The 15,732-nt window shown below is 67.4% G+C and carries 13 protein-coding genes and 1 pseudogene; all 14 read right to left on the bottom strand.

Features of this window, described 5'->3' with window-relative positions:
* Position 1: 1 nt before the first annotated feature.
* The 14 genes and pseudogenes from ACZ60G_RS08605 to ACZ60G_RS08670 all read right to left on the bottom strand — a co-directional run bounded on the left by ACZ60G_RS08605 (position 2) and on the right by ACZ60G_RS08670 (position 15,718).
* Entirely contained in the window at positions 2 to 718 is a 717-nt protein-coding gene (locus ACZ60G_RS08605) for a hypothetical protein (protein WP_465808537.1), read from the bottom strand.
* Between the two features lie 53 nt (positions 719 to 771).
* Positions 772 to 1,413, bottom strand: a complete 642-nt coding sequence (locus tag ACZ60G_RS08610) for a DUF305 domain-containing protein (protein WP_465808538.1) — start codon at positions 1,411 to 1,413, stop codon at positions 772 to 774.
* Positions 1,414 to 1,415: 2 nt separating this feature from the next.
* The gene (locus ACZ60G_RS08615; protein WP_465808540.1) at positions 1,416 to 2,921 is read right to left on the bottom strand and encodes an LVIVD repeat-containing protein; all 1,506 of its coding nucleotides are present in this window, start codon (positions 2,919 to 2,921) and stop codon (positions 1,416 to 1,418) included.
* A gap of 214 nt (positions 2,922 to 3,135) precedes the next feature.
* Positions 3,136 to 4,026, bottom strand: coding sequence for a 3-methyladenine DNA glycosylase (locus tag ACZ60G_RS08620; RefSeq protein ID WP_465808542.1), 891 nt, complete (start codon positions 4,024 to 4,026; stop codon positions 3,136 to 3,138).
* On the bottom strand, positions 4,023 to 5,087 hold the full coding sequence (locus ACZ60G_RS08625; protein ID WP_465808544.1) for a hemolysin family protein: 1,065 nt from the start codon (positions 5,085 to 5,087) through the stop codon (positions 4,023 to 4,025). Before ACZ60G_RS08625 ends, ACZ60G_RS08620 begins: the two co-directional genes overlap by 4 nt.
* A complete protein-coding gene (locus ACZ60G_RS08630; RefSeq protein ID WP_465808546.1) occupies positions 5,080 to 6,453 on the bottom strand; it encodes a hemolysin family protein in 1,374 nt (457 codons plus the stop codon). The genes ACZ60G_RS08625 and ACZ60G_RS08630 overlap by 8 nt, the downstream gene beginning before the upstream one ends.
* Positions 6,454 to 6,877: 424 nt before the next feature.
* Positions 6,878 to 8,314: a GuaB1 family IMP dehydrogenase-related protein gene (locus ACZ60G_RS08635; protein ID WP_465808547.1), complete on the bottom strand. Its 1,437-nt coding sequence runs from the start codon at positions 8,312 to 8,314 to the stop codon at positions 6,878 to 6,880.
* Positions 8,315 to 8,404: 90 nt separating this feature from the next.
* Positions 8,405 to 9,250, bottom strand: a complete 846-nt coding sequence (locus tag ACZ60G_RS08640; RefSeq protein WP_465808549.1) for a DMT family transporter — start codon at positions 9,248 to 9,250, stop codon at positions 8,405 to 8,407.
* Between the two features lie 442 nt (positions 9,251 to 9,692).
* Positions 9,693 to 11,036 (bottom strand): annotated as a pseudogene (locus ACZ60G_RS08645) (DEAD/DEAH box helicase); the annotation flags it as partial.
* A 123-nt stretch (positions 11,037 to 11,159) separates the two neighbouring features.
* Entirely contained in the window at positions 11,160 to 12,098 is a 939-nt protein-coding gene (locus ACZ60G_RS08650; RefSeq protein ID WP_063037376.1) for a M56 family metallopeptidase, read from the bottom strand.
* Positions 12,099 to 12,161: 63 nt separating this feature from the next.
* On the bottom strand, positions 12,162 to 12,554 hold the full coding sequence (locus tag ACZ60G_RS08655) for a BlaI/MecI/CopY family transcriptional regulator (protein ID WP_040689937.1): 393 nt from the start codon (positions 12,552 to 12,554) through the stop codon (positions 12,162 to 12,164).
* A gap of 71 nt (positions 12,555 to 12,625) precedes the next feature.
* Positions 12,626 to 13,441 carry an ABC transporter ATP-binding protein gene (locus ACZ60G_RS08660; protein WP_465808551.1) on the bottom strand — a complete coding sequence of 272 codons (816 nt, stop codon included), beginning with the start codon at positions 13,439 to 13,441 and terminating at the stop codon, positions 12,626 to 12,628.
* Complete coding sequence (locus ACZ60G_RS08665) at positions 13,438 to 14,574, bottom strand: FecCD family ABC transporter permease (RefSeq protein WP_465809144.1); 1,137 nt, start codon at positions 14,572 to 14,574, stop codon at positions 13,438 to 13,440. The genes ACZ60G_RS08660 and ACZ60G_RS08665 overlap by 4 nt, the downstream gene beginning before the upstream one ends.
* A gap of 70 nt (positions 14,575 to 14,644) precedes the next feature.
* Positions 14,645 to 15,718: a FecCD family ABC transporter permease gene (locus ACZ60G_RS08670; protein WP_465808553.1), complete on the bottom strand. Its 1,074-nt coding sequence runs from the start codon at positions 15,716 to 15,718 to the stop codon at positions 14,645 to 14,647.
* Between the last annotated feature and the right edge of the window lie 14 nt (positions 15,719 to 15,732).

Consider the following 15,732-nt stretch of genomic DNA (forward strand, 5'->3'; position numbering starts at 1 on the left):
TTCAGGGTTTGGGTTCGATCCAGAGGGCTTCGGCTACGGCGCAGAGATCGCCGGAGGACGTGGCGAGGGCGATGCCGACCGTATGTTTGCGGCCTTGGTGGCTGATGGGCCAGGCGCAGGAGATGTAAGGGGAGTCGGGGTAGACGGGGTGGAGTTGGGTGGCGGTGAGGGCCGCGGTTACGCCGCCGAAGCTCATACCTTGTTTTCGCATGGCGGTCCAGCCGCCGGGGCAGTCGAGAGCGGACCAGACGACTGCCGGTGGGAGTCGGCCGGATTCGTCGGCCAGGCCGGGATCCGGAGTCCAGGCGGCGATGACGAGATCGTGATCCGGTGTGTCCCAGGTGAGCAGGCGCAGGCCGCGGCCGGGTGCGCAGGCGGCGCCGCAGCCATAGCAGTCGGTGACGCGGCGCGACACTATGGCCGCGTCGGTGACGGCCTTCGCCTCGGCCCAGCTCGGGGCGGGCGGTGGATCGATGGTGAGCACCGCCGGAGTGGATTCGGCGAGTAACGCGCCGTCGGCATCGGTCAGCGTATATCCACCGGATCTGGTGGGGCGCAATGACATCGGGGTCTCCAGCGGCACCCTGGCACGGAAGTCGACGCGTATCTCGGTGGCCTCGCACGGGCCCGCCAGCAGGCCCGCGACGTAGCCGCCGAACGCGACGCCGGGATATCCGTGCACGTATTCGGGGACGGTGACTGTCTCGGTCTGGATCACGGGTCGCTCGCGCCTTTCTGTGCCGTCGATCTGGATCGACCGTACCGGGTCGGCTATTGCGTGGCCTTACCGCCGAGTTGGGTGAGCAGCACGCTGATCACACCGGCCTCCTGACTCTGGCTCTGGAACATCGAGCGCGCGGTTTCCTTGACCGGGCCCGAGGTCAGAAGCTCGTCGGCGGCACGAGCCATCACCAGTCCGCCTTGATGATGACGAAACATCAATTGCAGGAACAGTATTTCGGCATTGTGACCGCGGGCTGCGGACAGGGCGTCGAGTTCGGCGGCTGTCGCCATACCCGGCATCGCATCGCCGCTCGACCGACCCGCACTCGGATGATGTTGCGACACAGCCGCATCGGCGTGCATCCACGCCATCGGATGCGACGACAGCGGCGACGCATCGGCCAGCCGCAGCCACCCGAGCATGGTCCCGATCTCGATGCGCTGCGCGTCCGAAAGCTGTTGTCCCAGCCGCAGCACGGTCGGGTTCGCATCACGATCCAAGCGCTGCACCATGATCAGCGCCTGCTGATGATGCGCGATCATATCCTGCGCGAATCCGATCTCGACCGCGTTGAGAACCGGTGCGGTCGTATGCTGTTCGGGCAATACGAGCGGCCGCAGCGCCGCGCCGAGCACAACCAGGACGAACGCAACCGAGGCGAGCGCCGCGACTCGGAACCAACGGGACACAGCTACGACCCGACGGTCGATTGCTGATTCTCGGGCACCGTATAAGCGCCGTTCTCCAGTTGCAGCACCATGAATCCGTTATCGGAGCAGGCGACATACAGCTGGTTGCCGCGCCACTCCGGCGGCGAGAAACACCAGTCGGTCGAGACATCGCCGAAGGCGAGGTTGCCGGTGCGCGGGGTAAGCGCGTCCAGGGGATTGAATTGACCCTCCAACACCGCGCGTGCGGCCGGTGGTGTGCTCATCAACGGCACACCGATGATCGACGCGAGTGCATGCGGTGAGTTCCACAGGCTCAGGTTCTGGCCGGTTCGTGCGGGTGGATTGAAGTAGGCGATCTCGCGGATATCGTGCGGATCGCGGACATCGAAAATCCTGATGCCGGAGGAGATCCAACCGCAGGCGAGGGCGGTGGGGTTGTCCGGGCGGTCGGCGGCACAGTAGTGCGATTCGTAGGCGAAGGCCGAACCGCCCATCGAACTACCGATATTGCTGTCGATGTTCTGCAGCAGGTTGATCTCCAGCTTCACCTTCCCGACCACCTTCGGTGCTGTGTCGTTGGAGATATCGATGAGTTTCACACCGCCGGAACCGCCTTCGTCGACGGTGTAGAGGTAGGGCTTGCCGTCATAGGTCACCGGGATGCTGTGCTGGGTGGCCCAGCCGTCGGTCCAGAAGGTGCGGCCGATATGGGTGACCTGCGGGTTGGGATCGCGGCGCTGAACCGCGCTGATATCGAGCACGGTGAATCCGCCGAGCGCGGAAAGGTACATGCGGTTGCCGTCCGGACTGATGCCGAAGCCGTGCGCCTCGATTCCGGTCAGCCCCTGCCAGATGACATGCGGATCGGTCGGATCGGTGAGATCGACCGCGCTGACGAAACCGGGGGCGACGCCCGAGGCCCAGTAGGTGCGGCCGTCGGGGGACCAGCCGCCCTCGTGTGTGGTGATCGGCAGCGGCATCAGCAGATTCGTGCCCGGCCCCGGATTGAGCAGCTTCGGATACGCGCAATCGGAGACGTCGTAGACCGACAGATAGCCGACACCCTCGCCGACCGGCACACCGGTCCCGACGAGCAGTTTGCGTTCGGTATTGACCTTGAGGCTCTCCCAGGTGCCCGCGAGCATCGCGGGTTCGGTCAGGGTGACCGTCGGGCGCGGGTGCGCCGGATCGGAGACGTCGAGCACCTGGACGCCGCGGCCCTCGCTGATCAGGTCGCCGGGAAAGAACGAACCCAGGTAGGCGCAATGATCGAAGCTGGTGGAGGTGATGCCCGCGCCGCGTCCGGCGTAATTGCCGACCATCGACATATTGCAGGTGTAGCCCTGAGTGCTGCGCCGACTGTCGCGGTCGGCGGCCGAAACATCGCCCTGCAGCCCGGTTTCCGGCATCGATCCCGGCCCGCAGTCCGCCCGGGGTACCGAGGTCCGGCCGACATCGAAGAATTCCTGGACCGCGGTGGCGATATCGGATTGCAGATCGGCCGATGCGGTGCTGGGCACCATCATTGCGGCCACGATCGTGGTGGCGAACAAGGCCAAGGGCCGGGCACGACACAGTCTCAGCTTCGGGTGCATCATTGCATCCCAACTTTCCTCATCATGGGCACAGGCCGCGCCGACTCAGACGGAGTATGAACTGACTGAATGGTAGTAACGGGCAGTTACTTACAGCTGAGTTTTGGCGAAAATGCCAGGTAATTGACATGTTCCGCCGCGAAGCTCAGCTGGCGGTCAGTGCCTCGGTCTCACCTGTCAGCAGTGATGTGCAGACGTCGAGCAGGGACTGTCTGAGTCCCGTCGACCGCTCGGCCAATGCCGACTGCGCCCGGACGTATTCGGCACGCCCCACCGGTGTTTCGATGCGGATCGGCTCGTAGCCGTAGTCGGTGAGGTCGTACGGGCTGGCGCGCATATCGAGTTCGCGTGCGGCGCAGGCGAATTCGAAATAGTCGAGCAGCAGGTCGGAAGAGATGAGCGGGGTCAGTTTGAAACCCCATTTGTAGAGGTCCATATTGGCGTGCAGGCAGCCGGGCTGCTCGCGGGCGACCTGGTCGGCGCGGGTCAACGGTTCCGCGTTGCGACCGACCGCGTCCGGGGTGAAGAAGCGGAACGCGTCGAAGTGGGTGCAGCGCAGAGACATCGATTCGACGACCGTATCGGTGCCGGTGCTGCCCAGGCGCAGCGGCACCTGTTGGTGGCGGACCTCGTCGGTTTTGTACACCATTGCCCACTCGTGCAGGCCGAAGCAGGACAGCTGTGCCGGGCGGGATGCCGTGGCGCGCAGCAGTTTTGCGATGAACTCGACGGTGTCGCGACGCCGCCCGATAAACGCGGGGTCGGCGGTATGGACACCCGCGCCGGAACGCGTGTCGTGCCGGTGATACCCGCGAGCCCCGTCGTACTCCCGCGCGCCCGCCAATGCGACACCGAATCCTGGGTGCCAGCGCCGCAATTGGGCGGGCTTGTGTCCGTAGTAGGTGAACAGGAAGTCGATCACCGGATGCGACGACCCCGCCGCGCGCCGCTCGAGATACGGTCCGACGAGCTCGTCCAGCCGAGCCCGGTGCGCGGCGGCACTGGTCCGCCACTCGGACTCGGCCAGCACGATCATTCGATCACCCGGTGCGTCCCGTCGCGCACGGTGCCGACGAACTCTTCCACCAGATCCTCCAGCGCCACAATGCCCACCGTATTTCCGTGAGTGTCCACGACACGGCCGAGGTGGGAGTTGGTGCGGCGCAACCGGGCCAGCGCCTCGTACAGGGGCGTACCGGCGCTCACCGTCGGCAGTGGACGAATATCCGTGCGCGGGATGGGTGTATTCGGTCCGGCGCTTTCGTCGGCGACCTTGTCGAGCACATCCTTCACATGCAGATACCCGACCAGCGAGCCGTCGCTCGCGCGCACCGGATACCGGGAGAAACCGGTTTCGGCGACCGCGGTTTCGATATCGCCGAGCGTGGTGCCGTTGCCGCGCAACGGAACCGAGCGGGTCGTCGCCAGCTGCACCATCACATCGCCCACCACCCGATCGGAGGTGCCGAGCGCCTGGGTGAGGCGGCGGTGCTCCTCCTCGTCGAGCAGGCCCTCCGAACGGGATTCACCGATCATCTCGGCGAGCTCGACACTCGAGACCGTCGCCTCGAGCTCATCCTTCGGCTCGATCCGCAACATGCGCAGCGACAGATTCGCCGCCAGGTTGTAGAGGGCGATGAGTGGACGCGCCAAGCGCAACCACATCAGATGCACCGGAACCAGCAGCAGCGCACTGCGTTCCGGTCCGGCCAGCGCGATATTCTTCGGAATCATCTCGCCGAACAGAATGTGCAGGATCACCACGATCGCCAGCGCGATGGCGAAGGCCACCGGATGCAGCAGCTGTTCGGGCAGGCCGACCAGCTCGAACGGCACCTCCAGCAAATGCGCCACCGCGGGTTCGCCGACCCGGCCGAGCAGGATCGAGCAGATGGTGATGCCGAGCTGCGCGGCGGCCAACATCATGGATAGGTTCTCACCGGCCCGGATCACCGTGTGCGCCTTGCGCTTCCCCTGTGCGGCGAGCGCCTCGAGCCGGTCACGGCGGGCCGAGATGAGCGCGAATTCGGCGGCGACGAAGAAGGCATTGCAAGCCAGCAGCACCACCGTCAACAGCACACCGAGGAGATCACCCATGGCTGTTCTCCTTCAGTACGGCGGCCGCGACCGGGACCAGCCGGATCCGATCGATACGCCGCCCATCCATCCGTTCGACCTTGGCGATCCAGCCTCCGTCATCGTCGTTCGGATAGCGATGCGAGGACCGCGGATTCGGCAGTACCACCTCATCACCGGTAACCGGGATACGGCCGAGCTGGGTGAGTACCAGACCGCCGAGGGTTTCGTATTCGCCGTCCGGCGCGTCGTAGCCGGTGGCCCGGGAGACCTCGTCGATGCGTAGCAGCCCCGAGCAGTCCCAGCCGTCGGCGACCCGGCGGACATCGCGTTCTTCCTCATCGTGCTCGTCGCGGACATCGCCGAGGATTTCCTCGATGAGATCCTCCATGGTCACGATGCCCGCGGTGCCGCCGTATTCGTCGACCACCAGCGCGACCTGCATGCCGTCGGCGCGCACCCGCTCGAGCACCTCGTCGCCGTCGAGGCTGGCGGGCACGATCGGGACCTGCCGGGCGAGCAGATGCAGCGGGATGGTGTTGCGGACATTCGCCGCGTGGGTGAACGCCTGTTTGACGTGCACCACGCCGAGGGTGTTGTCCAGATCGCCGTCGATGATCGGGAACCGGGAGTAACCGGTGCGGCTGGCGGCCGCGATCAGATCGGCGATGGTGTCGGACTTGTCCAGGGATTCGATCTTGACCCGCGGTGTCATCAGCTCCTCGGCGCTGCGCTCACCGAATTGCAGCGAGCGATCGACCAGCTGCGCGGTGCGGTGGTCCAGCGCGCCGCGCAGTGCGGAGGTGCGCACCAGCGAGCCGAGTTCCTGCGGGGAGCGCGCCGAACGCAGCTCCTCGGCCGGTTCCACGCCGAGGCGGCGGACCACCCAGTTCGCGGTGCCGTTGAGGAAGTGGATCATCCACTTGAACACCACCGAGAAGGCGATCATCGGGCCCGCGGTCACCCGGGCGGTGCCGAGCGGCTTCGATATCGCGATGTTCTTCGGCACGAGCTCGCCGTAGATCATCGACAGCGAGGTGGCGAGCAGCAATGCCAGCGTGAGCGAGATACCGTGCGCCGCACCCTCGCTCAGACCGAGCGCGGTGAACGGCGGCGACAGCAGCCGGGCCAGGACGGGTTCGGCGATATAGCCCGTGATCAGCGTGGTGATGGTGATACCGAGCTGGGCTCCGGAGAGCTGGAACGACAATGTGGTGTGCGCCTGCCGGACCATGCGCGAGCGGGCGTCCCCGACCGTGCGCACATGCGATTCGACGGTACTGCGTTCCAGAGCGGTGAGCGAGAATTCGGCGGCAACGAACAACGCGGTGCCGACGGTGAGGGCGATGAACCCCATCAGGCTGAGCACGGTGAGCACGACGGACATCGTCAGCACCACCTGCGAGACATGCGATGAGCTGAATCGGATCGGGCGGCTGTGGGAAGGAGGGCGCCGGGTTTGTCACCCGGCTCGGTAGAGGAGCCCTCCTGTGCGGCGCCCTCGGACGCGGGTGACAACTTGTTCCTCTCGGCGAATGGGTTTGTGTAACCGGAAACCGGCAACCACTATGCTACCGGCCCACGCGCGTGCCCGCGTGGGCCGGTATTGCTGTGTCTGATTGGCCGCGCCTGCGGCGCGGCGTGTTCGCGGCCCCCGGGTGTCTCGCATCCGAGGGGCCGAGACTCGCGCCTGCGGCGCATGCGCTTCGGCCCCTCGGATGCGAGACGGGCCGCGAACGGTCGCTCGTAAGACTCGCTCCGTCGGGGTCAGCTGGGGCAGGACGGCTCAGCTTTTATCCACGCTGAGCGGTCTACCAGCCGCTCGGCAGCGGGCGGCCTTCGGCGAATCCTGCGGCCGATTGCACGCCGAGCACGGCCTTGTCGTGGAACTCGGTGAGGCTGCGGGCACCCGCGTAGGTGCAGGCGCTGCGGACGCCGGAGCAGATGTGGTCGATGAGGTCCTCGACGCCGGGGCGTTCCGGATCCAGGCGCATGCGCGAGCTGGAGATACCTTCCTCGAACAGTGCCTTGCGGGCGCGGTCGAAGCCGCTGTCGGTGGCGGTGCGGGCGGCGACAGCGCGCTTGGAGGCCATGCCGAAGCTTTCCTTGTAGGCATTGCCGTCGCGGTCGACGCGCAGGTCGCCGGGGGATTCGTAGGTGCCGGCGAACCAGGAACCGATCATCACGTTGGACGCGCCCGCGGCCAGTGCGAGAGCGACGTCGCGCGGGTGCCGGACCCCGCCGTCGGCCCAGATGTGCACGCCGAGTTCCTTTGCGGCGGTGGCGCATTCGGCCACTGCGGAGAACTGCGGACGGCCGACGCCGGTCATCATGCGGGTGGTGCACATGGCGCCGGGGCCGACACCGACCTTGATGATGTCCGCGCCCGCCGCTGCCAGATCGCGGGTGCCCTGCGCGGAGACCACATTGCCCGCGACCAGCGGCACACCGAGGCCGAGATCGCGGATGGCGCTGAGGGTTTCGAGCATTTTGGCCTGGTGGCCGTGAGCGGTATCGATGACGAGCAGGTCCGCGCCCGCGTCGACGAGCGCCTTTGCCCTGGCCGCCACGTCGCCGTTGATGCCGACCGCGGTGGCCACGCGCAACTGGTTGTTGGCGTCCACATTGGGCTGGTAGATGCCGGCGCGGATGGCTCCGGTGCGAGTCATCACACCGGCGAGGCCGCCGTCCTCGGCGATGAGCACGGCAAGTTGCGCGTGCTCGGCCTCGAGCAGGTCGAACAGATCGCGCGGCGAGGTGCTGGCCGGCGCCTGCACGAAATCGGTGACCGCTACATCGCGCAGCCGGGCGAACCGGTCGACATCGGTGCAGGACGCCTCGGTGACCACACCGACCGGCTTACCGCCGTCGACGACGACCACGGCACCGTGGGCGCGCTTGTGCATCAGGGCGACGGCCTCGGAGACCGAACGCTCCGGATCCAGCGTGACCGGGGTATCGGCGGTAAGCGAACGGCTCTTGACGAAGGCGATGGTTTCCGATGCCGCGGCGATCGGAAGATCCTGCGGTAGGACGACGATGCCGCCGCGACGGGCGACCGTCTCGGCCATCCGGCGTCCGGCGACCGCGGTCATATTCGCGACGACAATGGGAATGGTGGTGCCGGACCCGTCTGCGGTCGAAAGATCGACGTCGAACCGTGACGCGACATCCGTCCGATTCGGGACGAGGAAGAGGTCGTCGTAGGTCAGGTCGTACGGCGGCTGATGACCAGGGAGAAACTGCACTTAACCGATTCTAACCGGTGCGCCGGAGTTCCGTGCAATCACCCAGCATTCCCTATGCGCCGGTGTTCATCTGATCTCGAGTCGTGCGTGTCACGCGTCGGCTTGGGCGCGGGAGAGTTGGATTGTGGTCGCGCACATGATGATTACGGCGACGGTGATCACCGTGAATCCGATGTGGTCGGTGCGGAGGCGTTCGTCGAGGACGGTAATGCCGATGAAGGCGGCGGCCAGCGGTTCGGCGATGGTGACGGCGGGCAACGATGCGACGAGGGGGCCGGATTGGAAGGCGCGTTGCTGGAGATAGAGGCCGATCAAACCGGAGGCCACCAGGGCCCAGGTTTGCCAGCTGCCCAGCACGTGGATGAGGCCGCCGTCGAAGAGTTCGGTCACGTACTCGGTGAGCGCGGCGGCCAGACCGAACAGGGCGCCGCCCGCGGTGCCGAACAGGAGTGCGCGGCGAGTCGGGTCGGAGGTCCCGAGGCCGACGACGACGGCCACTGCCAGCACACCGAGCAGGGCGGCGAGCGGCGGGATCCAATCACGCAGGGGCGCATTGGTATTGCCCTCGGTCGGATCGCCGATGATCAAGAAGGCGGCAAGGGCTGCCGCGAGTGCGACGGCGGTCGCCCAGGTGCGCGGGGTGATGCGGCGGCGGTTGATGCGGGCCGATAGCGGGAGCGCAAAGACCAGCATGCTCACCAGAATCGGCTGGACGAGCAGCACCGCACCCAGAGTGAGTGCGGCGACCTGCATGGCGTAACCGCCCGCATCCCCGATGATTCCGCCCCACCAGCGCGGATTGCGCAGCAGTGAACGCATGAGCGACTCGTCCTCGGGAACCGCGGCCGCCGCATGCTGCTGCGCGACCGCGGCCACCGCGAAGAGCAATGCCCCGATCAGTGCGCAGACGACCGCACCCACCTGATGATTCGCCACCTGGTCAGTTTGCCCCGCGATTGCGGCCGCCCGGCACCCCCTGTGCTCGCCCGGCGCGTCGACGCGTGCGCCCGGGCGTGTCGCCGCTGGTCGCAGCGGTGCGACCGGTTCCGGCGCCACGACCGGAAGTGGCCCCTGCGCCATGGCCGGCAGACGTAGCGCGCGCGGATGAGCCCGTTCCGTGGGCTGCCTTGGCGGACCCGGCAGCCCGACCCGGCGCGGCCGATGCCGCGCTCGCGGTCCGCCCCAGAGCCGTGTTCGCCGACCCGGCGCTCCGGCGGGGGGCAGCCGTCGCCGCTGCTGTGGTCCGACCCGTGGCAGGGGCGGCCGTCGTCCCCCGACCCGACGTTGCGACACTGCGCCGATTCGAAGTCGCGGTGGAGCTCGACGAACCACCCGAGGACTTCTTCGCGCCTCCGGCGCGACCACTCGAACCGGCACCAGCACCGGCACCACGCCGCCCGGCACCGGCTGAGCCCGCACCGTCCGACCGTGTGCCGCGACCACGACCGCCGGAACCCGGACCAGACCGGCGGCTCGACCTACCGACGTTCAACTCACCCTCGTCACCCACCGTGACCGCCGAGTTCGCCGCGACGATCGGTACGCCCGAGGGCTGCTTCGCGCCGGTGATCTGGATCAGGCGCCGATCGCCCGGACGGACCTGCACGCCGTCGACATCGACGCCCGCCTTGCGGGTCATCTTCTCGACCTCGGTGCGTTCCTCCTCGGTGACCAGCGTGACGACGACGCCGTCCTCACCGGCACGGGCGGTGCGGCCCGCGCGATGCAGGTACGCCTTGGATTCCCCGGGCGGATCCACGTGCACGACAAGGGAAATCCCGTCCACATGGATACCGCGCGCGGCTACATCGGTGGTCACCAGCACCGGAGTCGTATTGTCGGCGAATGCGGCCAGCGTCCGCACGCGGTTGTTCTGTGCCTTCCCGCCGTGCAGCGCGCCTGCAGCGATTCCGGCCGCGCGCAACTGCTTGGCGAGCCGGTCCGCACCGTGTTTGGTGCGCACGAACATGATGGTCAGCCCGTCGCGGGCGGCGATCTGCGCGGTGATCTCGCGCTTATCGGCCTTGCGCAGGTACAGCAGGTGATGCGACATCGTCGCGACCGAGGCCGAGGGTGGCGCGGTTGAATGGGTGACCGGGAAGCGCAGGTAGCGCTTGACCAGTTTGTCGACCTCACCGTCGAGGGTGGCCGAAAACAGCAGGCGCTGACCATCTTTCGGCGTCCGGTCGAGCAGCTTGGTGACTTGGGGCAGGAAGCCCATATCGGCCATGTGGTCGGCCTCGTCCAGTGCGGTGATCCGCACCTCGGACAGGTCGGCGGAGCGCTGGTTGATCAGGTCTTCCAGCCGCCCGGGCGTGGCGATGAGCAGGTCGACACCGCGTGCGAGCCGGTCGGCCTGTCGCTTGATCGGCGCGCCGCCGACCACCGAGGCGATCCGCAGCCCGAGCGACAGTGCCACATTGTCCAGCGCCTTTTCGATCTGAGCCGCCAGTTCGCGGGTCGGCACCAGTACAAGGCCGCGCGGACGACCAGGCTTGGCCTGGGCCCCCGCGAGCAGCGCGAGCATCGGCAGCCCGAAGGCCAGGGTCTTGCCGGAGCCGGTCGGGCCGCGTCCGAGCACATCCTTACCCGCCAGCGCATCGGTCGCGGTCGCGGCCTGGATCGGGAACGGGGCCTCGATGCCGTCGCGGCGCAGCGCCTGGACGAGCACGGCGGGTAGGCCCAGCTCCGCGAAGGTGGTGGCAGGGGTGGAGGAGGTCAACGGTGTTGTGTGCCTTTCATGTCTCGGCGCTGGCGGATCCGGGCACGCGTGGTGCCGCCGAGATGGTTGGGCCCGGTCATCGGAATGCGGTAGGACCGGGTGTGTCGGGGAGAACCGGAGGAATCAGTTACGCAGCAGTCGATCCAGTTCGACCAGCCAGGGTACCGCGACGGCCATGGTCGGGACCACCAGGATGGCCGCCGACCCCAGATATGCCGCCGAGGCCACCCGAATATCGCCGATCCGGCCCCCCAGGCGCTGGATGCGGATCAGGGTGGTCGGCCCGCCGGCGGCGAGCGCGCCCTGCGGAGCGGTGGATTTGGCGCACGCCACCAGCGCGCGGGCCAGCGGCTTCGGGCCGGTCACCTTCACCGCCGAGTCGTCGGCGAGCAGTTCGATCAGCAGCTTCACCGATCCGAGCGCGGCCTTGCTGCGCACCACCCGGGGGAAGGCCTCGTGCACCGCCGTGAACGCCTCGAGCACCAGATCGTGCCGCGCGCGCAGATGCGAGCGCTCATGGCTGACGATGGCGGTGACCTCGGCGTCCTGCAGGCTGGTCAGCGTGCCTTCGCTCAGTACGACCCGCTGGCGCAGGCCGGGCAGACAGTAGGCGATCGGCTCGGTCGAGGCGAGCACCCGGATATCGGCGGCGCGGCGCTGCGGTCCGCTCTGGTCGAGCAGATCGACCAGCATGCGGTGGCGCGCCCGGCGCCTGCGGGTGTGCACGCCGACGCGCACGATCGCGTACATCAGTCGCGCGCCGACCAGCAGGGTCAGCGCGAAGACGAAGACATAGGCCAGCCACAGCGGCAGTCCGAGCGCGTCGATTTCCCGGGCCGGGGAGGTGGTCGGGCGACCGTTCGGTCCGGGGACGAGTAGTTGGGCGGCGATGGCCAGGCCCGAGCCGAATGCGCTGAGCACGGCGGCGAGCGCGATGGCCTGCCATAACACGAGCGCGGCGCGCGGAGTCCGATACGGCCAGGTCGCGCGGCTCAGCAGCGCTGGGGCAGGCCCCGCGAGAAGCAAAGCGAGACCGGCGAAGACCGGCGCGGTTGCGTTCATCGACTCAGCTCACTGCGTTGTGGGGCCAGGGTCTCACCTCGTTGTGAGGCCAGGATCCCAAGACTACTGCTTCGGTGGCGCAGTATCTTCGGATGCCTCGAGCTTAGCGAGTGCTTCCCGCAACGCGTCCGTATCGTCCCTGCCGACCTGTTCGACGAAATGCACGAGCGCCGCCGCACGGCTGCCCGCCACATCGGCCTGCTGCAATGCGTCGACCATCAAGCTGGCCACCAGTTCGTCACGGGTGTGCACCGGGGCGTAGCGGTGGGCGCGGTCGTCGCGGCGCTGGACCACCAGATTCTTCTTCGCCAGCCGTTGCAGCACCGTCATCACCGTGGTGTACGCGAGCTCACGGCGGGCGGCCAAAGCCTCGTGTACCTGCCGTACGGTCTGCGGCTCGTCACTGGACCACAGCTGGTCCATGACCGCTTTCTCGAGTTCACCAAGTCCTGCCATTCCACAAGTTTACGGACTCAACGACACAATTGCGTACTACACCCCGTCGTAACTGCCTGATAGCTGGTGTGTCATTTGTCATACCCGGGCAAAACGTGCCGGGTTCCGATGGGCACGATCATCGGACGGCCCGAGACCGGATCCTCGAGGACCGAGGCGTCGAGATCGAAGACCTCGCGCAGCAGGGCGACATCGATGATATCGGCGGGCGCGCCCTTGGCGACGATGCGTCCGTCGCGCATGACGATGAGTCGGTCGCTGTAGCGAATGGCCAGGTTGAGATCGTGCAGCACCATCACCACGGTGCGGCCGAGGTCGTCGTGCAGCCGGTCGATCAGATCCAGTACCTCGACCGAATGCGCGAGGTCGAGGTAGGTGGTCGGCTCGTCGAGCAGCAGGATATCGGTGCCCTGGGCCAGTGCCATGGATATCCAGGCGCGCTGGCGCTGACCGCCGGACAACTCGTCGAGTGAGCGATCGGCCAGGTCGGCGATGCCCGTCGCCGCGAGTGCGGACATGACCTGGGCCTCGTCGGTGGCCGACCACTGCCGGATCCAGGACTGATGCGGATGACGCCCGCGCGCAACGAGATCCGCGACGGTGAGCCCCTCGGGCGCGACCGGAGACTGTGGGAGCATGCCGATGATGCGTGCCACATCCTTGGTCTTCATCGTCGAAATCGCCTTGCCGTCCAACAGGATTCGACCCTGTCGCGGACGCAGCAGCCGCCCGAGCGAGCGCAGCATGGTCGACTTGCCGCAGCCGTTGGGGCCGATGACGGTGGTGACGACGCCGGGTGCGATATCGATATCGAGTCCGTCGACGATGATGCGGTCGCCGTAGCCGAGGGTGACTTCCTGTGCGGAGAGCCGCGTATCGCTGGTCATGACAGGGTCGCCTTCCGATTCATACGCACGAGCAGGTAGAGCAGGAACGGTCCGCCGAAGGCGGCGGTCACCACACCGACCGGCAGATCGACCGGAAACAGCGTGCGCGAGGCCACATCCGCGCCGACTACCAGGATGGCACCGATGAGCGCGGAGCCGATGAGTGGTTCGCCGGGAGTTCGCAGTAGTCGGCGTGCGATCTGCGGTGCGGCGAGCGCCACAAAAGTGACCGGGCCGACAGCCGCCGTGGCGACGGCCGCGGCCACGACGGCCGCGCCGATCAATAGCGTCTGCTGGGTCTGGATCCGCACGCCGAGCACGCGGGTGGTGTCGGTGCCGAGACGGAGTGCGGCAAGGGTTCGCGCGGAGCCCACCGCGACCACGACGACGATGGCCAGGGCCAGCGCGGCCGGGACGAGTTTCGTGCGGTCCGCGCTGTTGAGCGAGCCATTGAGCCAGAGTTGCGCGCGGGCGGCATCCTGCAGGCTGGCGCGGGTGAGCAGAAAGCTGATGCCGGACAACAACAATGCGTTCATACCGATGCCGATCAGCACCAATCGCATCGGCGTGACGCCGCGGTCGCCGGTCACGCTGCGACCCCAGGCGAGGAGGTAGATCACGACCGCGGTGAGCAGACCACCGGTCAGCGCTGCCAGTGGTGTGCCGACGCTGGCGGCGAGTCCCGTTGTCGCGCCGCCGGTTCCGACCAGTACCGCGACCGCGCCGAGGCTCGAGCCGGTGGTGATGCCGAGCATATCCGGTGCGGCGAGCGGGTTGTGCAGGATCGATTGGGTGATCGCACCCGCGATGCCGAGTGCCGCACCGACGACCGCGGCGGTGAGCGCACGCGGCAATCGGGACTCCAGCACGATGAAGCGCTGGGATCGAGTGCCGCCCCCGCTGAGCACATCGAGTACTCGGCCGATCGGAATGTGGGTGTCGCCGAAAGCGATATCGAGGCAGAACAGTGTGAGCACGGTCGCGGCGAGCGCCAGAACTATGAGCGCCATGGTGGGGCGCAACACAATCGACACCGGACCGAGGCGCAGGGCGGGGCGGATGCGGCGCAACGGCGCTGCCGGCGGAGTACCGCTGGGCCCGGTCGCGGTGTTCTGCGCAGAGATTTCGTCCATGATTCGTTCGCTCACGGATGCTCCCCGGTCGCCCGCGAATTCGTGCGCGGCGATCGCTGTGACATCTCCCTCACAGGCTCACCAACTTCTTGCGACGAACGAGCAGAATGAAGAACGGTGCACCCAGGGCCGAGATCGTCACGCCGACCTGTAATTCGCCCGGTCGCGCCACAATTCGCCCGACCACATCGGCGACGAGCAGCAGCACTGCACCGAGCAGTCCGGAGTACGGGATCAGCCAGCGATAGTCGGGGCCGGTGAAAACCCTTGCGACATGCGGCACTATCAATCCGATGAATGCGATCGGGCCGACCGCCGCTGTCGCGGCACCACACAGCAATACGATCGCCGCCAGGCCGAGCGCACGGCTGCCTCCGATATGCACCCCGAGTCCGCGCGCGACCTCGTCACCGAGGCTCAGCAGATTCAGGCCCGGTGCAGCCGCGACGGCCAGCGCAACGCCGATCGCCAAGAACGGCAGCACCTGCCAGAACACCTGGGCGTCGCGCCCGTTCACCGTGCCGACCACCCAGAATCGGTAAGTGTCCAGCGCAGCATTGTCCATGAGCACAATGGCATTTGTCATCGCCTGCAGGAATGCGGTCACCGCGGCGCCGGCCAGCACCAGGCTGAGCGGACTCGCCTTGCCGCCGCCGATCGCGGACACACCGAACACCACCAGCCCAGCGATCAGCGCCCCCGCGAAAGCGAACCAGATGTATTGCTCGGGTGCGGTCAGCGCGAACAGGTAAATGCTCAGTGCCGCGAGGAAGGCCGCGCCCGCGTTCAAGCCGAGCAGGCCCGCGTCGGCGAGCGGGTTGCGGGTATAGCCCTGGATCAGCGCACCCGCGATGCCGAGTGCGAGCCCGGTGACAAGCCCGAGTGCGGTGCGCGGCAGGCGAAGTCCGCGCACGATCTCCTCCGCGGTCGACCCGGCCGGACAGGTGAACGGCCCGCCTGGGCAGCTGAGGGCATTGTGCACGGCGTCGTAGACGGTGCCGGGGGACAGTGATCGGGTGCCGATGGCGATGCTGGCCACGGTGGCGACGAGGAGCAGTGCGGTCAACGCGACGAGTCCGAGCCGGCGACGGCGCGCCGTATTCGTTCGTCGCGCCGCCTGCGCGATGGTGCCTGATGCCGTCACGGCGACGAACTACT

The sequence above is a fragment of the Nocardia sp. NPDC102475 genome, from assembly GCF_055584605.1.